18 protein-coding genes are annotated in these 18,713 nt (G+C 63.6%); 13 read left to right on the top strand and 5 right to left on the bottom strand.

Features of this window, described 5'->3' with window-relative positions:
* The first annotated feature begins 328 nt into the window (after positions 1-328).
* The 6 genes from hisS (at position 329) to JQK88_RS31735 (ending at position 8,489) form a co-directional block, all read left to right on the top strand.
* Entirely contained in the window at positions 329-1,822 is a 1,494-nt protein-coding gene (hisS, locus tag JQK88_RS31760) for a histidine--tRNA ligase (protein ID WP_203280561.1), read from the top strand.
* A gap of 181 nt (positions 1,823-2,003) precedes the next feature.
* Positions 2,004-3,122 carry an ATP phosphoribosyltransferase regulatory subunit gene (locus JQK88_RS31755; RefSeq protein ID WP_203280560.1) on the top strand — a complete coding sequence of 373 codons (1,119 nt, stop codon included), beginning with the start codon at positions 2,004-2,006 and terminating at the stop codon, positions 3,120-3,122.
* Positions 3,119-3,820, top strand: a complete 702-nt coding sequence (gene hisG / locus JQK88_RS31750) for an ATP phosphoribosyltransferase (RefSeq protein ID WP_192255481.1) — start codon at positions 3,119-3,121, stop codon at positions 3,818-3,820. The genes JQK88_RS31755 and hisG overlap by 4 nt, the downstream gene beginning before the upstream one ends.
* Before the next feature lie 221 nt (positions 3,821-4,041).
* Positions 4,042-5,808: an AMP-binding protein gene (locus JQK88_RS31745; protein ID WP_192255483.1), complete on the top strand. Its 1,767-nt coding sequence runs from the start codon at positions 4,042-4,044 to the stop codon at positions 5,806-5,808.
* 100 nt (positions 5,809-5,908) lie between these two features.
* Positions 5,909-7,012: a calcium:cation antiporter gene (locus tag JQK88_RS31740; RefSeq protein WP_203280559.1), complete on the top strand. Its 1,104-nt coding sequence runs from the start codon at positions 5,909-5,911 to the stop codon at positions 7,010-7,012.
* A gap of 253 nt (positions 7,013-7,265) precedes the next feature.
* Positions 7,266-8,489, top strand: a complete 1,224-nt coding sequence (locus JQK88_RS31735) for a flavin-containing monooxygenase (protein ID WP_203280558.1) — start codon at positions 7,266-7,268, stop codon at positions 8,487-8,489.
* 104 nt (positions 8,490-8,593) lie between these two features.
* Here the strand turns inward: JQK88_RS31735 and JQK88_RS37630 are convergent, their stop codons facing one another.
* Entirely contained in the window at positions 8,594-8,764 is a 171-nt protein-coding gene (locus tag JQK88_RS37630; protein WP_203280557.1) for an NDP-hexose 2,3-dehydratase family protein, read from the bottom strand.
* Positions 8,765-8,796: 32 nt separating this feature from the next.
* On the opposite strand from JQK88_RS37630, the gene JQK88_RS31725 reads away from it, so the two are divergent.
* Positions 8,797-9,153 (top strand): hypothetical protein, encoded by a 357-nt coding sequence (locus tag JQK88_RS31725; protein WP_203280556.1) that lies wholly within the window; start codon positions 8,797-8,799, stop codon positions 9,151-9,153.
* Here JQK88_RS31725 and JQK88_RS31720 read toward each other — a convergent pair.
* A complete protein-coding gene (locus JQK88_RS31720; protein WP_203280555.1) occupies positions 9,084-9,992 on the bottom strand; it encodes a LysR family transcriptional regulator in 909 nt (302 codons plus the stop codon). The two genes, JQK88_RS31725 and JQK88_RS31720, sit on opposite strands and share 70 nt — an antisense overlap.
* 78 nt (positions 9,993-10,070) lie before the next feature.
* Here JQK88_RS31720 and JQK88_RS31715 point away from each other — a divergent pair, with 78 nt between their 5' ends.
* Both JQK88_RS31715 and JQK88_RS31710 read left to right on the top strand, forming a co-directional pair.
* Complete coding sequence (locus tag JQK88_RS31715) at positions 10,071-10,901, top strand: class I SAM-dependent methyltransferase (protein ID WP_203280554.1); 831 nt, start codon at positions 10,071-10,073, stop codon at positions 10,899-10,901.
* Between the two features lie 12 nt (positions 10,902-10,913).
* A complete protein-coding gene (locus JQK88_RS31710; protein WP_192255498.1) occupies positions 10,914-11,438 on the top strand; it encodes a DUF8737 domain-containing protein in 525 nt (174 codons plus the stop codon).
* 59 nt (positions 11,439-11,497) lie between these two features.
* On the opposite strand, the gene JQK88_RS31705 is transcribed toward JQK88_RS31710, so the two are convergent.
* A complete protein-coding gene (locus tag JQK88_RS31705) occupies positions 11,498-12,406 on the bottom strand; it encodes a hydrogen peroxide-inducible genes activator (RefSeq protein WP_203280553.1) in 909 nt (302 codons plus the stop codon).
* A gap of 141 nt (positions 12,407-12,547) precedes the next feature.
* Between JQK88_RS31705 and katG the strand changes: the two genes are divergently transcribed.
* Complete coding sequence (katG, locus tag JQK88_RS31700; RefSeq protein WP_203280552.1) at positions 12,548-14,743, top strand: catalase/peroxidase HPI; 2,196 nt, start codon at positions 12,548-12,550, stop codon at positions 14,741-14,743.
* 67 nt (positions 14,744-14,810) lie between these two features.
* Here katG and JQK88_RS31695 read toward each other — a convergent pair whose 3' ends face one another.
* The gene (locus tag JQK88_RS31695) at positions 14,811-15,488 is read right to left on the bottom strand and encodes an MIP family channel protein (RefSeq protein ID WP_203280551.1); all 678 of its coding nucleotides are present in this window, start codon (positions 15,486-15,488) and stop codon (positions 14,811-14,813) included.
* Positions 15,489-15,809: 321 nt separating this feature from the next.
* On the opposite strand from JQK88_RS31695, the gene JQK88_RS31690 reads away from it, so the two are divergent.
* The 3 genes from JQK88_RS31690 to JQK88_RS31680 all read left to right on the top strand — a co-directional run bounded on the left by JQK88_RS31690 (position 15,810) and on the right by JQK88_RS31680 (position 18,332).
* Positions 15,810-17,099, top strand: coding sequence for an RsmB/NOP family class I SAM-dependent RNA methyltransferase (locus JQK88_RS31690; protein WP_203280550.1), 1,290 nt, complete (start codon positions 15,810-15,812; stop codon positions 17,097-17,099).
* A 139-nt stretch (positions 17,100-17,238) separates the two neighbouring features.
* Positions 17,239-17,697, top strand: a complete 459-nt coding sequence (locus JQK88_RS31685; RefSeq protein WP_203280549.1) for a PaaI family thioesterase — start codon at positions 17,239-17,241, stop codon at positions 17,695-17,697.
* Positions 17,697-18,332, top strand: a complete 636-nt coding sequence (locus JQK88_RS31680; protein WP_203280548.1) for a 5'-methylthioadenosine/S-adenosylhomocysteine nucleosidase — start codon at positions 17,697-17,699, stop codon at positions 18,330-18,332. Before JQK88_RS31685 ends, JQK88_RS31680 begins: the two co-directional genes overlap by 1 nt.
* 9 nt (positions 18,333-18,341) lie before the next feature.
* Here JQK88_RS31680 and JQK88_RS31675 read toward each other — a convergent pair whose 3' ends face one another.
* Complete coding sequence (locus tag JQK88_RS31675) at positions 18,342-18,659, bottom strand: hypothetical protein (RefSeq protein WP_203280547.1); 318 nt, start codon at positions 18,657-18,659, stop codon at positions 18,342-18,344.
* Positions 18,660-18,713 lie beyond the last annotated feature (54 nt).

The raw sequence follows: 18,713 nt of genomic DNA, 5'->3' as shown, positions 1-18,713 counted from the left end.
GCTCATCCACGGTTGTAGCCGCAGGGGTGTCGGGCGACTTCGCCAAGCCTCGAATCGGATGGCCGTCCGGTTCGAGGCTCAGCCGCTTCCATCGCACAAAGTCTCCTCCGTGCAGATACAAGGGGTGTTCCAGCGGAGTGAGACGTTGGTGCCTTCTGGAACACCCCTCATCCGACCAGGCTTCGCTCGGCCACCTTCTCCCACAAGGGGAGAAGGAAGAAGCGCAAACCCTTGCCGCTCCCTGCTGCATCGGTTAGGACACGCGCGCCGTGGAAAGCGGTAATTTGACCGATCCACGTAACGCCACGAAACGCCGAGTACCCATCCCATGGCCGACAAATCGGAAAAGACGAAAGCGCGGCTGCCGCGCGGCTTTGCCGACCGCAGCGCCGACGATATCCGTGCCGTCGAGAAGATGATGGCGACGATCCGCTCGGTTTATGAGCTGTATGGTTTCGAACCGGCCGACCAGCCGCTGATCGAATACACCGATGCGCTCGGCAAATTCCTGCCCGACCAGGACCGGCCGAACGAAGGCGTGTTCTCGTTCCAGGACGATGACGAGCAGTGGCTGTCGCTGCGCTACGACCTGACTGCGCCGACGGCGCGTTACGTCGCCGAGAATTTTGAGAGGCTGCCGAAGCCGTATCGCAGCTACCGCTCCGGTTGGGTGTTCCGCAACGAAAAGCCCGGCCCCGGCCGCTTCCGCCAGTTCATGCAGTTCGACGCCGACACCATCGGCACGCCGGGTGTCGCCGCCGACGCCGAAATGGCGATGATGATGGCCGACGTGATGGAAGCGCTCGGCATCAAACGCGGCGACTACGTCATCCGCGTCAACAATCGCAAGGTGCTCGACGGCGTGCTGGAGGCGATCGGGCTCGGCGGTGAGGAGAACGCAGGGCGCCGCCTGACCGTGCTGCGGGCTATCGACAAACTGGACAAGCTCGGGCCGGAAGGCGTGAAGCTTCTGCTTGGTCCGGGTCGCTGGGATGGCGGCAAGGAAGGCGAGGGTGACTTTGCCAAGGGCGCTGGACTGAATGAGGTGCAAGCCGAGGCCGTCCTTCTCGCGACAGCGAGGGAACAGGCGCGCCAGGATTCTAATGTGGGTGCGAACGCGATCTATCAGGAAGGCGTTGGCGAGCTCTCGACCATTGAAGCCTTGGTCAGGGCGGCCGGATACGGCGAAGATCGTATCGCCATGGACCGCTCCGTCGTTCGCGGGCTCGAATACTACACGGGCCCCGTCTTCGAGGCCGAGCTTCTGGCCGAGATCCCCAACGAGGATGGCCAGATCGTGCGCTTCGGCTCGGTCGGCGGCGGTGGCCGCTACGATGGGCTGGTCTCGCGCTTCCGTGGCGAGCCAGTGCCGGCGACGGGCTTTTCCATCGGCGTCTCCCGCCTGATGACGGCGCTGAAGAACCTCGGCAAGCTGGACACCACCGATGTCATCGCGCCGGTCGTCGTGCTGGTGATGGACAAGGATACCGAAAGCCTCGGCCGCTACCAGAAGATGGTTGCGCAACTGCGCGCTGCCGGCATCCGCTCCGAAATGTATCTCGGCGGCGCCGGCATGAAGGCGCAGCTGAAATACGCCGACCGCCGTGGCAGCCCGGTCGCAATCATCCAGGGCGGCGACGAGCGCGCCAAAGGCGAGCTGCAGATCAAGGACCTGATCGAGGGCGCCCGCATGTCGGCGGAGATTACCGACAACGCCGAATGGCGGGCAGCAAGGCCTGCACAGGTGACGGTGGCGGAGGGCGAGCTGGTCGCCGAGGTGATGAAGATACTCGCGGCGCAGGCCGAGGAACGAGCGAAATGATGAGCGCCGCGCTGTTCTTCCCTTCTCCCCTTGTGGGAGAAGGTGGATCGGCGAGGAGCGCCGAGACGGATGAGGGGTGTTCCAGGGAACGCCAACGCCTCATTCCGTCACGCACCCCTCATCCCACCGAGCTTCGCTCGGCCACTTTCTCCCACAAGGGGAGAAGGGAAGGGCGCTGCCCATGACCTCCCGCCCCACCATCGCAACCGAAATCACCAACCTCTTCGCCACCCGCAACACCCATGCGGTGGAAGTGGCCGTGTTGCAGCCGGCCGATCCGTTCCTCGACATGGCCGGCGAGGATCTGCGCCGTCGCATTTTTCTCACCGAAAGCGAGACCGGCAAGACGCTGTGCCTGCGGCCTGAATTCACCATTCCCGTCTGCCTCGACCACATAGCCAGCCAGGCCGGCACGCCGCGCCGCTATTCCTACCTCGGCGAAGTGTTTCGCCAGCGCCGCGAGGGCGGCAACGAGTTTTTCCAGGCCGGCATCGAGGATCTCGGCGACCGCAATACGGCTGAGGCCGACGCCCGTTCGCTGGCCGATGCGCATGCGCTGCTGCAGCTGGTGCTGCCGGGCCACCCCCTGGCGATCATGCTCGGCGACCAGACCATCTTCGAGGCGGTGCTGGCGGCGCTCGGCCTGCCGCGCGGCTGGCGCATGCGGTTGGCGCGCGCCTTCGGCTCCGCGCCGATGCTGCAGGCGGCGCTCGCCGACCTCGCCAACCCGCCGCGCAACGGCCAGCTTGATGGCGATGTCGCGGCCCTAGTGCTCGACGGCGATCTCGAAGCGCTGTCCGCTCACATTGCCGGCGGCATGGAAGAGGCAGGCCTTTTGGCGTCAGGCGGACGAGCGCCAGCGGACATTGCCCGGCGATTGATCGAAAAGGCCGAATTGCGCAGCGTGCGACTGTCGAACGAAGCCTTCGCGGCACTGAAGGATTTTCTCGCCATCGACGTGCCGCTGGACGGCGCGAGTGCTGCGCTCGAAAGCTTCGCGGCCTCTGCCGGGCTTTCGCTCGGCGCGGCACTGGAAAAATTCGCCGCCCGCGCCAGGGCCATCGAGGCGCATGGCCTGCCGGCAAAGACAATCCGCTACGACGCCGCCTTTGGCCGTCCGCTGGATTACTACACCGGCATCGTCTTCGAGATCGCCGCTGAAGGTGGCGAGCGACCGCTGGCCGGCGGCGGCCGTTACGACCGGCTGCTGACGCTGCTCGGCGCCAAGACGCCGATCCCAGGCGTCGGTTTCTCCGTCTGGCTCGACCGCATCGAAGCGCTGCGGGGAGAGCCGCAATGATCACGTTGGCAATCCCGTCGAAAGGCCGGCTCAAGGAGCAGGCGCTGGAGGTGTTGGCCGAGGCCGGGCTTGCCGTCAGCCTGCCCGGCGACGACCGCAAATACCGCGCCCGCATCGACGGCGCCGAAGGCATTGAGGTGGCGTTCCTGTCGGCGTCCGAAATTGCCGGCGAGATCGGCCAAGGCTCGGTCGATCTCGGCATCACAGGCGAAGATCTGCTGCGCGAAAACCTTGCCGACTGGGAAGCGCGCACCGAGATCGTCGCCCGTCTCGGCTTCGGCCATGCCGATGTGGTCGTGGCCGTGCCCGGCATCTGGCTCGACGTCGACACCATGGCCGACCTCGACGATGTCGCCGCCGATTTCCGCCAGCGCCATGGCCGGCGGCTGAGGATCGCCACCAAATACTGGCGGCTGACGCAACAATTCTTCTCGCAAAAGCACGGCATCCAGGTCTACCGCATCGTCGAAAGCCTCGGCGCCACCGAAGGCGCGCCGGCGGCGGGCCTTGCCGACGTCATCGTCGACATCACCACCACCGGCTCGACCTTGCGCGCCAACCATCTCAAGGTGCTGGCCGACGGCGTTGTGCTCAAGTCGCAGGCTTGTCTGGTGGCTTCGAAGAAGGTGCGTGCTGCGCCCGATGAGGCGCTGTTGCGCGATATCGCCGCGAAGATGAGCGCCCTCCCTCCCCCTTGAGGGGAGGGTGGACAGCCACCGAAGGCGGCTGGACGGGTGGGCTCGCTGCGGTAGTGCTCCATCTTTTCACTCAAAGCCAGATAGGGGTCGAGGCAGTTGAGGCGACCCCACCCGCCTCGCCTCGCTCGGCACCCTCCCCTCAAGGGGGAGGAGTACCATCGACGGGATTTCCACAGCCCCATCAGGCTGATAGGCTCGCCATATCCCGGGAGGAAACGGCGATGGCGATCAAACTCGACGAACTCCAGAACGCCACACATTTGCGCGGCCCGGCCAAAGGCGGCACCTTCATCGCCCCGGTCGACGGCAGGGCGCATGTCTCGGGCGATCGCTCGGCGCCGCTGCTGAAACAGACGATTCCCACGCTGTTTTCCGACACGGTCAGCAAATACGCCACGCAGGATGCCGCCGTCTTCCTCGGCCAGGACAAGCGCTTCACCTGGAGCGAACTGTCTGACACCGTCGACACGCTCGCCGCCGGCTTCTTGGCGCTTGGCCTCGAAAAGGGCGACCGCGTCGGCATCTGGTCGCCCAACCGCTGGGAATGGCTGGTGACGCAGTTCGCCACCGCCCGCATCGGCCTGATCCTGGTCAACATCAACCCGGCCTACCGGCTGACCGAACTGGAATATGCTCTCAATAAGGTCGGCTGCAAGGCGCTGGTGACGGCGGCCAGTTTCAAGACCTCCGACTATCTCGGCATGATCGAGACGCTGGCGCCGGAGCTCGCCAAGGCCACCCCCGGCAAGCTCAAGGCGCAGAAACTGCCGACGCTGAAGATCGTCATCCGCATGGGCGACGACAATTCGCCCGGCATGTTCAATTTCGCCGATGTGCTGTCGATGGCCGGCCGCGACGAGCATGACAGCCTCGACCGCATCTCCGAGGGGTTGAAGCCCGGCGAGGCCATCAACATCCAGTTCACCTCGGGCACGACAGGCGCGCCCAAGGGCGCCACGCTGACCCACACCAACATCGTCAACAACGGCAATTTCGTCACCGCGGCAATCAAGCTTACCGTCGACGACCGGCTCTGCATTCCGGTGCCGCTCTACCACTGCTTCGGCATGTCGATGGGCACGATGGGCTGTGTCACCAAGGGCGCCACGATGGTTTTCCCGGGCGAGGGGTTCGATGCCGGCGCGACGCTCAAGGCGGTGGCGCAGGAACGCTGCACCGGCCTCTACGGCGTGCCCACCATGTTCGTCGCCATGCTCGACCACGCCGACTTCGCCAGCTTCGACCTCTCCAGCCTGCGCACGGGCATCATGGCGGGTTCACCATGCCCGATCGAGGTGATGAAGAAAGTGGTCTCGCTGATGCATATGGAAGAGGTGACCATCGCCTACGGCATGACAGAGACCAGTCCGGTCTCGTTCCAGAGCAGCGTCGACGACCCGCTGGAAAAGCGCGTCTCCACCGTCGGCCGCATCCACCCGCATGTCGAGGTCAAGGCCATCGACGCCGAGGGCGCCACCGTCGCCGTCGGCGCGCCCGGCGAACTGTGCACGCGCGGCTATTCCGTGATGAAGGGCTATTGGGACGACGCGGAAAAAACCGCCGAGGCAATCGATAGCGACGGCTGGATGCACACCGGCGACCTCGCAACAATAGATGCCGAGGGCTATTGCAACATCGTCGGCCGGGTCAAGGACATGGTCATCCGGGGCGGCGAGAACGTCTATCCGCGCGAGGTCGAGGAGTTCCTCTACCGCCATCCCAAGGTCAAGGAAGTGCAGGTGTTCGGCATTCCCGATACCAAATATGGCGAGGAGTTGTGCGCCTGGATCGTGCTGAACCCCAACCAGATCGCCACCGAGCAGGAGATCAGGAACTTCTGCGCCGGCCAGATCGCCCACTACAAAATCCCCCGTTACATCCGCTTCCGCACCGAATTGCCGATGACGGTGACCGGCAAGCCGCAGAAGTTTTTGATGAGGGAGGCGATGGTGGAGGAACTGGGGTTGGTGGTTCAGAAGACGGCTTGAGGGTCGAATGCCGGGTGATGGGGATTGCCGGCTTCGCAATGACATTGGGGTGCTCCGCACAGGCTTTCCGCACGGTTTGCAGAGACGCATGGGGGCTTGAATGACTGGTTTCGCACGATCGGCGATTTCCTATGCGATGCCTTTGGCCGCCCTGGCAATGGCCGTTGCGGTCAGAGCCAGCGGGCTGTCGGTGGACGAAGGTTCGCAGAGCGTCAGGATCCTCGTCGGAGCGCTTTCGAGTGCGATCATGTTCATCACAATTTTCGTGGTGCTCGATCACGCCGAGGCGGTGGCCCTCCGTGTGGGGGAGCCCTACGGCACATTGGTGCTGACTTTTGCCGTGACGGCAATCGAAGTGTCGATCATCGTTTCCATGATGCTGCATGGAGAGAACAACCCCACGCTTGCACGTGAGTCCGTCTTCTCGACGGTGATGATTGCCTCCACCGGCGTTGTCGGGATGTGTCTCACGCTTGGTGGCTGGCGTCATCGCAAGCAGGCAATAGTCCGGCAAGGGACAAGCGCATATCTGGCGGTTCTGGTCGCACTGACCGTCATGACGCTTATCCTGCCGACCTACACACGGACCACCGATCCCGGCACATTTTCAGCAGCGCAACTTGGTTTTGTCAGCGTGCTTTCAGTGCTTCTCTATGCAAGTTTCGTGTTCGCGCAGACGGTCCGGCACCGGGACGACTTCGTCGAAGGAGAAGCACTCGACGTCTCGATGCGAACCGCGCCTCACGAAAGCATCTCTGCCAGCGCTTTGCTCCTGGTGATCGGGCTGATTGGAATTGTCATGCTCGCCGAGCAGGTCGCCGCAAGTGTTGAAGATGCGCTCGTTGCCTACCAGGTGGCCCAGGCTGACAGCATTGTGGGGGCAATGATCGCGGGTCTGGTTTTGATGCCGGAGGCCATTTCGGCGGTTCGCGCTTCACTCAACAATGAGCTGCAGCGCGGCCTGAATGTCGCAATGGGTTCGGCTTGCGCCACGATTGGTTTGACAATACCGGCGGTCGCAGCAGCCAGCCTGCTGACGGGACGAGGGTTAACCCTGGGGCTCCCGGAGGCCGACGCAGTACTTTTGGTTTTAGCGCTTTTCATATGCGGCGTAAGCTTTAGTAACGAAAGGACGACGTTCCTGACCGGAATGGTCCATGCTGTTGTATTTTTTACTTACGTATTTCTGATATTTGTACCTTGAGGGGTTGGTGGGATCAGATGCGGGGATGAGGCGGCCGCCGGCTGGCAAACCGCTAGAGCTAGCCGACAAGAGAACGCTTCCGCGAAGTAGGGACGGCTTCCATCCCTAGGGCTGTCAGAAACAGGCTCCTTGCAGTACACTGGCCTGGTTCAGGGGCGGCACAAAATGCCTCGCCGCATTGCAGGGGTGAGCGCCCTCGCATCCGCTCCCCGCACAGTATTAATTTCGAAGTGGATCTTTGTTGGGGAACACGGTGGGGGGAATACTTGATGCCGTTGTCATAGGCGCCGGTTCGGCCGGGCTCGGCGCGAGCTATTTTCTGAAACAACAGGGGCTCAAGCATTGCGTGCTTGAACGAAGCCGCGTCGGCGAGACATGGCGAACACAGCGATGGGATTCCTTCCTGCTGAATTCGCCCAACATACGCTCGATCCTGCCCGGCGATGCCTACGACGGGCCGGATCCTTGGGGTGCGATCACACACCACGAATTCGTCGGCTATCTGGAGAGCTACATAGAGCGGCACCGATTGCCGGTGAGAACCGGGAGTCCAGTGCAGAAGCTGACAAGAGACAATGGTCACTATCGGGTGGCGACGCCAGATGGCACGTTTCGGGCGCGCAACGTGGTGATCGCGACTGGCAATCTGAATTGTCCGGTCCGCCCGCCCTGGTCCGCCGACCTGCCGCCGACACTTCGCCAGATCGATTCCTCCGCATATCGCAATGCGGCCGCACTTGACGACGGTGCGGTGCTGGTGGTCGGCAGCGGCCAATCGGGCGGCCAGATTGCCGAAGACCTAGTTCTGGCTGGGCGCTCCGTCTTTCTGGCGACATGCCGCAATGGCCGCTGGGTGCGACACTATCGCGGCGGCAGCATGCTCAACTGGCTGACCTTGAGTGGTCATCTCGATCTCCCGCGCCGGGAACTGATCCTGCCATCCGGAAAATTGCCACCGCGCCCGCTGCTCGGCGCGACCCACACCATCAGCCTGCAGTCGCTCAGCGCGCTGGGCGTCGTTCTGCTTGGTCGATTCTTAGGGATGGACAACGAGAGCTTCGTCTTCGGCGATGAGCTTGACGACCATATTCGCTTTGGCGACGAGATCTCCGCACATGCCAAGCGCCTGGTCGACCAGTATATCGAGCACACGGGCCTTCACGCGCCGCCAGCCGAGGATGACCCGGCCGAAACGGTTGAGCCGCGGCTGCCGAACCCACCCATACGCTCGATCGACCTGGCGGCCAGCGGGATCTCTTCGGTAATCTGGTCTACCGGCTTTACTGGCGATTTCGGATGGATTGGGCTGCCCGGCGCGCTCGATGCGGCTAGCCAGCCCTTGCACGAGGATGGCATCGGCGTCGATCCCGGCATCTATTTCACCGGCCTCGATTTCGCATCAACGCGGAAGTCGGGCACGGTACCCGGCGTTGCCGAGGAGGCAGCCCGTCTGGTTGACCATCTCGCAAAGAGATGAGCCGATCTCGGATTGGATATTGAAGAAGACGAGCCGCGCCGCGATTTTGATGGGCGAGGCGATGGCGGAGGAGTTGGGATTGGTGATGCAGAAGACGGCGTGACTCAAGCTCTCCACAAATACGGCAGCAGCAGCGACAGGACGCTGCGCGCTTCATTGGTCAATGCGCCGGAAATCTTCAGAAGCTTGCGTATCTGCGACAGCGTCGCCCACGAGGCCGCCGGGCCATCGGAGCATTCCAACCCGTCAGGTAGCTGGACGATGCGGTAGCGCACACGGTTGTGGTCGAAACGGCCGCCTTCGTCCGATGCCAGACGTCAGCGTGTACGATGCCCTTTTCAATGAGATCGACAAGCGGCCGCTGAAAAGGGTCGCGCAAATGCTCCGTGGCGGTCAATTGCAGCGTCGGGCCGAATTGAAAGCCTTCACGAAAACCGATCTCCACGGCATGCCGCAACAGAACAGCCGGCAAAGGTTTTCTGAAGGCGTGTTGCGGCGCCACGCCAGGCAGATCGTGCATTGCGGCATTGGCTCCTGGAACGGCACGATCTTGAGAGGAGGGAAGCGCCAAGGTTTCCGCCATCATTCTTTATTTCAGACCGCGGATTTGAGGTGGTCGATGAAGGCGCGCAGCTTCGGGAGGATCTGGCGCTTGCCGGGATGATAGAGGAAGACGCCCGGCGTCGTCGCCGCGATGTCGTCCAGCACCGACTCAAGTTTTCCCTGGGCAATCGGACCTTCGACGACGGGTTGAGGGATCTGCGCCAGCCCAATCCCACGCATCGCGGCTCCGAGCAATGTCGGGTAGTCGTGGGCGATCAGCGGGCCGGAGACCATGGCCTCGATCGCCTCGTTGCCGTCGACGAATGTCCAGGGTGCGATGGCGCCGTTCGAGCGGCGCAAGCGCAGGCAGGCGTGGTGGCGCAAGTCGTCGATACGCTCGGGGCGGCCGTGGCGCGCGAGATAGTCAGGGCTGCCGACGACGACGAACGAGAAGGAAGGGGTCAGCCGCACCGCCACCATGTCGGTGGCAATGAACTGGCCGAGGCGAATGCCGGCATCGAACCCGCCGGTCGCCAGATCGACCATCTCGTCGCTCGCGGCGATCTCCAGTTCGATCTCGGGATAAGCCTGGCAGAATGACGCGATCACCGGCTCCAGGATCAACGGCACGACGGCGCGCGGCACTGACAGGCGCAGCAGGCCGGTCGGCCGCTGGCCGACATCACGCGCGGCCTCGCCGGCGGCGACAATCTCCTCGAAGGCAGGGCCGGCACGGTCGAGGAAGCGCTGACCGGCCTCGGTCAGACCGACGCTGCGTGTCGTGCGGACAAACAGCGCCGCGCCCATGCGCGCCTCTAGTGAGCGCACCGTCTGGCTCACGGCGGACGGCGTCACGCCGAGATCGGCGGCGGCGCGGCGGAAGTTGCTGTGCCTGGCGACAGCCAGGAACACCTCGACGCCCTCCAGCGCACCGTGCCGGATTGTGTAGTTCTGCTTCATGGGTTGTTGTGATTACAGCGGCTAGTCGAACTATGGAAGCGGATTTAAGTAAGAGCTGAACCTCGGAGACATTTTGCCATGACCGATGAACTTGATGGGGTGCGTGATCACTATCGTGCGACCGGCCTGACTGAGCGGCTGAAGACGGTACTGGCTGCTCTCGGCCCGGAGGATCAGCTTCTCACGCCGCAGCAATTGGGTACCCTCGACCAGTTTCATACCCGTGGGCTTGCTGCCACCGCAGAGCTTGCCCAATTGGCGGGGATTGCCACCGGTATGTCGGTTTTGGATGTCGGCTCGGGCGTCGGCGGGCCGGCGCGCTTTCTGGCTGCGACCTATGGCTGCCGGGTTACCGGCGTGGACCTCAGCGAGCCTTTCGTGGATGCCGCGCGCTATCTGACCGAGCGCACGGGACAGAGCGGGCAATTGTTGTTCAAGACCGCCAGCGCCCTGGAGCTTCCATTCGATGACGGCCGTTTCGACATCGTGCTGCTGCAACATGTGGCGATGAACATTTCCGACCGGGCACGGCTCTACCACGAGATTCGGCGCGTGCTGAAGCCAAGTGGCAGGTTTGCCACCTTCGACGTCGTGTTGGCCGGCGGCGAGCCGCACTATCCGCTTCCCTGGGCGCGAACGCCGGCGACAAGCTTCCTCCTGACAATCAACGCGACGCGCGAGGCGATCGAACCGGCCGGCTTCCGCATGCTGGCATCGCAAGACGACACCGAGATCGCCAAGGCCTGGTTCGCGCAGTTGCGTGCGTCGGGTCCTCCGCCTTCGCCCAATCTCGGCGTGGTGATGGGATCGGACTTTGCAGAGCTTGCGGCCAATTTGGGTCGAAATCTCATGGAAGGCCGGCTCGGTATCCTGACCGCGGTGTTCGAGGCCGCGTCGATCAACAGCTGACAGGAGATCAGAATGTCGACGGAGATCGTCTTTCAGACCCATCTCGTTCTCGGCTATGTCGCGTGGCTACTGTGCTTTGGTGCGTACATCTGGCCTTGGCTCGGATCTCTGGACCGGATCGCGGCGCAACGTGCTATCGCCACGCTGCACAGCTTCCGCTTCTTCGGCCTCGTCTTCATCCTTCCAGGCGTCGTCAGCCCCGATCTGCCCGCCAGCTTCGCCATCTTTGCCGCCTATGGCGACTTCGCAACCGGGCTGCTGGCCATGCTAGCGCTGCTCACCGTGAGGATACGCCAGCTCTTCTGGCTATTCGTCGTCGCCTTCAATGTCGTCGGAACGGTCGACCTCGTCGTCGACTATTACCAGGCTATCCAGGTCGACCTGCCTGCCCATGCGGGCCTGTTGGGGGCCACCTATGCGGTCCCGATCCTCTACGTGCCGCTGCTGATGATCACGCACATCGTCGCTTTCTATTTTCTATTCCGTCCGCACCAGAACGCGACTCGCGCCATCGCAGACAATGATGCGGCTTCCTAGGTCATCATCTGGGAGCATGCGATGATCGCCAACCTGTTCTGTGACGCTTGGCTGGCCTTTTACGCCGCCAGCACCGCCTGATCCAGCCCGCGAATGATCTTCGCCAGTTCCACGCACTCATCATGCCGCACCTTGTTGCGGCGCCACGCAAGGCAGATCGTGCGTTGCGGCATCGGCTCCTGGAATGGCACGATCTTGAGATCGGGCATGGCGCTGGCCGGTCTTGCCGCCATTTCCGGAATGAGCGTGACGCCGAGCCCATGCGCCACCATTTGCAGAAGTGTCGTCAGGCTGGTGGCGCCGTAGCTTGCCATCGCCACCGGGCGCACGCTGCCGCACAGCGCCAGCGCCCGTTCCCGCAGGCAGTGGCCTTCCTCCAGAAGCATCAGCCGCTCCAGCGCCGGGCTCTCCGGCGGCACCGGCGGCGAGGCAAAGGCCGGGTCGCCTGACGGCACGGCGAGGAAGAAGCGGTCGGCGAACAGCGCCTCGGTAACCAGGCCAGGCTGGTCGAGCGGCAGCGCGGCGATGAAGGCGTCGAGCCGTCCCGTCGCTGTGTCCTCGACCAGCGACGCCGTCACCGCTTCACGCAGCTCGAGCTGCAGGGACGGAAAATGCCGCTTCAGCTCCGGCAGGACATGCGGCAGCAGATAGGGCGCCACCGTCGGGATGATGCCCAGCCGGAAGCGCCCTTCCATGGCCGGGCGGCCGCGCCGCGCCGTCGTCTCGACCTCGCTGATATCGCGCAGGATGCGCTCGATGCGCGGCAGCAGAGCCTGCGCCTCTTCGGTTATCCGCACCGTCTTGCCGCCGCGTTCGAACAGCCGGCAGTTCAGCCTTTGCTCCATCTCGGCGATCTGTGCGGACAGCGCCGGCTGGCTGACGCCGGCGAGCTTTGCGGCGCGGCCGAAATGCAGCGTTTGCGCCAAAGCCTCGAAATATTGCATCTGCCGGACGGTGAGACCAATCATAAGGAAAACCTATCGCAACAAACAGGAAAGGCAATTTGTTTTTATCGAGGAGACGGCCTAGTCTGGAACCATTCCAGAGTGGCGCGGCTCCCGACCGGCCCGGAAAACCAACACAGAAAAATCAGCAATTCGGAGGCTAAGATGGACGCGAATACCGACGACAACAGCGCCGGCAAATGCCCGGTCGCGCATGGAACCTCCGGTAGGACCAACCGTGACTGGTGGCCGAACCAGATCGACATCAGCGTTCTCCACCAGCAGTCGAACCTTTCGGACCCGATGGGCGAGGCGTTCGATTACGCCGAGGAGTTCAAGAGCCTCGACCTCGATGCGGTGATCAAGGACCTGCACAAGGTGATGACGGATTCGCAGGATTGGTGGCCGGCCGATTTCGGCCATTACGGGCCGCTGTTCATTCGCATGGCCTGGCACAGCGCCGGCACCTATCGCATCGGCGATGGTCGCGGTGGCGCCGGCGGCGGCCAACAGCGTTTCGCGCCGTTGAACAGTTGGCCGGACAACGCCAATCTCGACAAGGCGCGCCGGCTGCTGTGGCCGATCAAGCAGAAATACGGCCGCAAGATTTCCTGGGCCGACCTGTTGATCCTCACCGGCAACGTCGCGCTGGAATCGATGGGCTTCAAGACCTTTGGTTTTGCTGGCGGCCGCGCCGATGTCTGGGAGCCCGAGCAGGACGTCAACTGGGGTTCGGAAACCAAGTGGCTCGACGACAAGCGCTACTCCGGCGACCGCGAACTGCACGGCCATCTCGGCGCCGTGCAGATGGGCTTGATCTACGTCAATCCGGAAGGCCCGAACGGCAAGCCCGATCCGCTGGCCTCGGCGCGCGATATCCGCGAGACCTTCGGGCGCATGGCGATGAACGACGAGGAAACCGTGGCGCTGATCGCCGGCGGCCACACCTTCGGCAAGACCCACGGCGCCGGTGATGCAGCCCTTGTTGGCGCCGAGCCGGAAGGCGCCGGCATCGAGGCGCAAGGGCTCGGCTGGTCGAGCAAGCATGCGTCAGGCATTGCCGGCGATGCGATCACGTCAGGCCTCGAAGTCACCTGGACGACGACGCCGACCAAGTGGAGCAACAACTTCTTCGACAATCTGTTCAACTTCGAATGGGAACTGACCAAGAGCCCCGCCGGCGCCCATCAGTGGACGCCGAAAGGCGGTTCCGGCGCGGTTACGGTGCCGGACGCGCACAATCCGGGAAAGCGCCATGCACCGGCGATGCTCACCACCGACCTCGCACTGCGTGCCGACCCGGCCTATGAGAAGATCTCGCGGCGTTTCCATGAGCATCCCGAGCAGTTCGCCGACGCCTTCGCCCGCGCCTGGTTCAAGCTCACCCATCGCGACATGGGTCCGATCGTGCGCTATCTCGGCCCGTTGGTTCCGAAGGAAGAGCTGATCTGGCAGGATCCGGTGCCGGCAGTCGACCATGAACTGGTCAGCGACCAGGATATCGCTTCCCTGAAGGCCAAGATCCTGGCTTCGGGCCTCACCGTTTCGCAGCTGGTTTCGACCGCTTGGGCCTCGGCCTCTACCTTCCGCAACTCCGACAAGCGCGGCGGCGCCAATGGCGCGCGCATTCGTTTGGCACCGCAGAAGGACTGGGAGGTCAACCAGCCGACTGAACTGGCCAAGGTGCTGGCGAAGCTCGAGGCCATCCAGAAGGAGTTCAACGTTGGCGGCAAGAAGGTGTCGCTGGCCGACCTCATTGTGCTCGGTGGTGTCGCCGCGGTCGAGAAGGCCGCGGCGGATGGCGGCAACGCGGTGAAGGTGCCGTTCACGCCGGGCCGCACCGACGCCTCGCAGGCGCAGACCGACGTTCATTCCTTCGCCGCGCTTGAGCCGAAAGTCGATGGCTTCCGCAATTATGTCAGCGGCAAGCTGCCGATGTCGGTCGAAGCGTTGCTGGTCGATCGCGCGCAACTGCTCAACCTGACGGCGCCGGAGATGACGGTGCTGGTCGCCGGCCTGCGCGTGCTCGGCGCCAATGCCGGCGGCTCGAAGCATGGCGTATTGACCGATAGGCCGGGCACGCTGACGAACGACTTCTTCGTCAACCTGCTCTCGATGGCGACCGTCTGGGATCCGGCCTCCGAGCCGGGCTCGCACGAGGTCTACGAAGCGCGCGACCGCAAGACCAAGGCAGTCAAGTGGACCGCCACCCGCGCCGACCTGATCTTCGGCTCGCATGCGCAGTTGCGCGCGCTGGCCGAGGTCTACGGGTCGGCGGATGCCGGGCCGAAATTCGTCGGCGATTTCGTCAAGGCGTGGACCAAGGTGATGAACGCCGACCGCTTCGACATCGCCGCCTGATTACAACCTCCCAAGCAAAAAGGCGCGGGCCGAGGCCCGCGCCTTTTTGTTTATGCAGGTTTCGAAATCAGTCCTTTTCGAAGATGCGCGCTTTGGCGACGACGCCGGCAATGGCACCACCGATCAGCGGCGCGACGATGAACAGCCAGAGCTGTTTGAGCGCGTCACCACCGGTAAACAGCGCCGGGCCGATCGAACGCGCCGGATTGACCGAGGTGCCGGTCACCGGGATCATGGCGAAGTGCAGCCCTGCCAGCGTCAGGCCGATGACTAGGCCTGCGAACGCCGTCGAGTGCTTTTCCGCGGTGACGCCGAGGATGACGGTGACGAAGGTGAAGGTGCCGATCAGCTCCCACAGGAAGGCCGAACTCATCCCCCATTTCGCCACGTCCCAGCCATTGGCGCCGAAGCCGGTTGTGTGTCCGCCGGTCTGACCGGAGACGATGATCCACAGCGCCAGCGAGGCCAGGATGGCGCCGATGACCTGTGCGATCCAGTAAGGGATGACATCCTTGGCCGGCAGCCGGCCGGCAAGGAAGACGCCGAGCGTGACGGCCGGATTGAGATGCGCGCCGGAAATCGGTCCGACCGCATAGGCCGCCGCAATCAGGCCGATGCCGAACGCCAGGCCGATGGCTTCCTGGCCGAGCGGCAGATCGGCCAGGAAGCCGCCCGTCGCCACCGACGCCGTGCCGATGAACACCAACAGAAATGTCCCTAGAACTTCCGCGAGATACGTTTTCATTGCCCTCTCCTCGTATCGATCCGCGGGTTCGCGTTTTCTGCGCCGCGAATCATGGGGCAGAGAGTATTCCCAACGCAAAAGCTTGGAAAGCACAGCAGTTGCGCCACAGGCCATGCTTGCGGCAGCCAGTTTCCAACATTAGAGGACCTGCATCTATTTGGAATTTGTTGTCGCCGGCGGGCGGACATTTGCCGGCCGGGGAAATTCGCCGCCCGCGATCGGGATCGCCTTGTCGCCGCGAATTCAAGCGGGGTTCAATCTCGACGTGAAAGGCTCTAAGAGCAGGCCGGAAGATCCTGTGCTCGATTGATGGAATAACGAATGCGACTGGGCGGACGGCTGGCGGCAGCCATCGAAGTGCTGGAAGACATTGGCCGGCGCCATCGGCCGGTGGCCGATGCGCTGAAGGATTGGGGCTTGTCGCATCGCTTCGCCGGCGGCGGCGACCGCGCGGCGATCGGCAACATCGTTTACGACGCGCTTCGCCACAAGCGTTCGGCCGGCTGGCTGCTCGGTGAAGACACGCCGCGCGCCATCGGCTTCGGCGCGCTGCTCATCGAATGGGGCCAGACGGCGCAATCGCTCAACGATGCGCTCGACGGCGACAAGTTCGCGCCGCCGCTGCTCAGCGCCGCCGAGTTGCAGGTGCTGGCCGAACGCCGCCCCGAAGACGCGCCGGAGGCCGTGCGGGCCGACGTACCCGACTGGTGCGCGCCGCTGTTCGAACGAGCCTTCGGCGAAACCTGGGTGGCGGAAGGGGCAGCTCTTGCCACCCGCCCGCCGCTCGACATCAGGGTCAACACGCTGCAGGCTGACCGAGCCAAAGTGTTGGCGGAACTCACCGACACCGGCGCCAAACCGGCCGCTATCGCGTTGCAAGGCATTCGCATCCCGCCCATCGATGGCGACGGCCGGCACCCGAATGTGCAGGCCGAGCCCGCCTTCCAGAAAGGCTGGTACGAGGTCCAGGACGAGGGCTCGCAGATCGTCGCCGCACTTGCCGGTGCGCAAGCCGGCATGCAGGTGCTCGACTTCTGCGCCGGCGCCGGCGGTAAGACGCTGGCGCTGTCGGCGGCGATGGCTAACAAAGGCCAAGTCTTTGCCCATGATGCCGAAAAGGCGCGGCTGGCGCCGATCTTCGACCGCATCCGCCGGTCGGAAAACCGCAACGTGCAGGTGGTCACCAAGCCGGCCGAACTCAGCCCGCTCGTGGGCCATATGGACATTGTGCTGGTCGATGCGCCATGCACCGGCAGCGGCACCTGGCGGCGCCGTCCCGACGCCAAATGGCGGCTGACACAGAGACAGCTCGACGCCCGCAAAGGCGAGCAGTCGGCGATCCTCGATGCCGCCAAGGCCTATGTCAAACCTGGCGGGCTGCTGGCCTACATCACCTGCTCGGTGTTCGACGAGGAGAATGGCGAGCAGATCGCCGCCTTCCGCGAGCGGCACGAAGGCTTTGTTCCGGTCGACCATCGCACACTCTGGGACGTCCATTTTCCGGGCCACGCGACGGCCGCGCGGATCGGCAAGACAAGCGACATCTCGCTGTCGCCGGCGCTGAGCGGCACCGACGGGTTCTACTTCTGCGCGCTGCGCCGGGCGGCCTGAATCTTGGCGCCTACAGCGATCTGCAGCCGGGTTTCATCCTTTGATGGCGGCGGCGGCGTTTGTTGCAGTGCAGCAAAAGCGTTTGCGCGGCGTTCAAGCCTCTGCAATAAGCTTTTGCAGATCAATCAGGGCGACAGCCATGGCAGCAAAGATCGTACCGGCTCCCGACTATGAGGATCGCGTCAGGGCGTCTTTTGCGCGCCAGCAGGCGATGGCGACGATCGGCGCCGAGCTGACACTGGTGACGCCGGGCATCATCGAGATCGAAATGCCCTATTCGGCCGCACTCACCCAGCAGCATGGCTTCCTGCATGCCGGGGTGATTTCGACGGCGCTGGATTCGGCCTGCGGCTATGCCGCGTTTTCGCTGTTGCCGGAAAGCTCCAGCGTGCTGACCATCGAATTCAAGGTCAATCTGCTGGCGCCGGGCAGGGGCGAGCGTTTTCTGTTTCGCGGCTCGGTGACCAAGCCCGGCCGCACCATCATCGTCGCCGACGGCCAGGCCTATGCCTTTGCCACCGACGGCGAGGCCAAGCTGATCGCCACTATGACCGGAACCATGATGACAGTGGTTGGTCGCGACGGGATTGCCGGCTGATGGCCAAAGTTACGCGCATTGGCGGCAAGGAGGTCCTCTTCGTCATGGCGGCGCAGGCCGAATACGGTCCGCATCTGCAGAAACTGTTCACGCCGCTGATGACGGGTGTCGGCCCGGTCGAGGCAGGCGTGCGCCTCGGCGCCGAACTGTCCTGGCTGAAGTCGCAGACGACGCTGCCCGATCTCGTCGTCTCGCTCGGCTCCGCCGGCAGCCGCACACTTGAGCAGACCGAAATCTACCAGGCGGTCTCGGTGAGCTATCGCGACATCGATGCCTCGCCCTTAGGGTTCGAGAAGGGTGCAACGCCGTTTCTCGACCTGCCGGTGACCGTGCCGCTGCCATTCCGGATTCCCGGGATCAAGGAAGCTTCGCTGTCGACCGGCGGCGCCATCATCACCGGCGGTGCCTATGACGCTATTACAGCAGACATGGTCGACATGGAAACCTTCGCCTGCCTGCGCGCCTGCCAGCTGTTCGATATCCCGTTGATCGGCCTGCGCGGCATTTCCGACGGCGCCGCTGATCTGCGGCATGTCGGCGACTGGACCGAATATCTGCATGTCATTGACGAGAAGCTGGCGGATGCGGTCGAGTGCCTCGACCAGGCCATCGGCGACGGTTTGCTGGGCGCCTGACTGTACCGATCAAGCCGCCAAGCTGGCAGTGTCGCCGAAATCGATGCGCGAGATGCGACCGCGCACCGTGCCGGTTGCATCGACATAGTCGATTGCGCCGCTCGTGTGCTCGAGTTTCCAGGAGCCGGCGGGGCCATCGGTCCATTCAACCTTGTAGCCGTCGTCCAGCAGGTCCCATTGTCCATGGAAGCGGGTGCCGTCCGGCAGCAGCATGTGTGCCTTTTCAGCGGTTTCATAGTGGATGAAGGCGCTCTCGCCACCCATGTCGATGACATGCGTGGTTCCGATCATGATAATGGCCAGCGTGTCCCTGTTCAAAATTGTCATTGTTCGAGGTCCCAAGGTTGAGTTCGAAATCGCTCGACGCGATAAAGGTCGTCA

Source organism: Mesorhizobium caraganae, from assembly GCF_016836705.1.
Lineage (GTDB): Bacteria > Pseudomonadota > Alphaproteobacteria > Rhizobiales > Rhizobiaceae > Mesorhizobium > Mesorhizobium caraganae.
This window is presented reverse-complemented; position numbering and strand designations above follow the sequence as displayed.

Coding starts and splice junctions, on each gene's coding strand:
- hisS (WP_203280561.1), top strand. CDS start 329: ATGGCCGACAAATCGGAAAAGACGAAAGCGCGGCTGCCGCGCGGCTTT.
- JQK88_RS31755 (WP_203280560.1), top strand. CDS start 2,004: ATGACCTCCCGCCCCACCATCGCAACCGAAATCACCAACCTCTTCGCC.
- hisG (WP_192255481.1), top strand. CDS start 3,119: ATGATCACGTTGGCAATCCCGTCGAAAGGCCGGCTCAAGGAGCAGGCG.
- JQK88_RS31745 (WP_192255483.1), top strand. CDS start 4,042: ATGGCGATCAAACTCGACGAACTCCAGAACGCCACACATTTGCGCGGC.
- JQK88_RS31740 (WP_203280559.1), top strand. CDS start 5,909: ATGACTGGTTTCGCACGATCGGCGATTTCCTATGCGATGCCTTTGGCC.
- JQK88_RS31725 (WP_203280556.1), top strand. CDS start 8,797: ATGCCAGACGTCAGCGTGTACGATGCCCTTTTCAATGAGATCGACAAG.
- JQK88_RS31720 (WP_203280555.1), bottom strand. CDS start 9,992: ATGAAGCAGAACTACACAATCCGGCACGGTGCGCTGGAGGGCGTCGAG.
- JQK88_RS31715 (WP_203280554.1), top strand. CDS start 10,071: ATGACCGATGAACTTGATGGGGTGCGTGATCACTATCGTGCGACCGGC.
- JQK88_RS31710 (WP_192255498.1), top strand. CDS start 10,914: ATGTCGACGGAGATCGTCTTTCAGACCCATCTCGTTCTCGGCTATGTC.
- JQK88_RS31705 (WP_203280553.1), bottom strand. CDS start 12,406: ATGATTGGTCTCACCGTCCGGCAGATGCAATATTTCGAGGCTTTGGCG.
- katG (WP_203280552.1), top strand. CDS start 12,548: ATGGACGCGAATACCGACGACAACAGCGCCGGCAAATGCCCGGTCGCG.
- JQK88_RS31695 (WP_203280551.1), bottom strand. CDS start 15,488: ATGAAAACGTATCTCGCGGAAGTTCTAGGGACATTTCTGTTGGTGTTC.
- JQK88_RS31690 (WP_203280550.1), top strand. CDS start 15,810: ATGCGACTGGGCGGACGGCTGGCGGCAGCCATCGAAGTGCTGGAAGAC.
- JQK88_RS31685 (WP_203280549.1), top strand. CDS start 17,239: ATGGCAGCAAAGATCGTACCGGCTCCCGACTATGAGGATCGCGTCAGG.
- JQK88_RS31680 (WP_203280548.1), top strand. CDS start 17,697: ATGGCCAAAGTTACGCGCATTGGCGGCAAGGAGGTCCTCTTCGTCATG.
- JQK88_RS31675 (WP_203280547.1), bottom strand. CDS start 18,659: ATGACAATTTTGAACAGGGACACGCTGGCCATTATCATGATCGGAACC.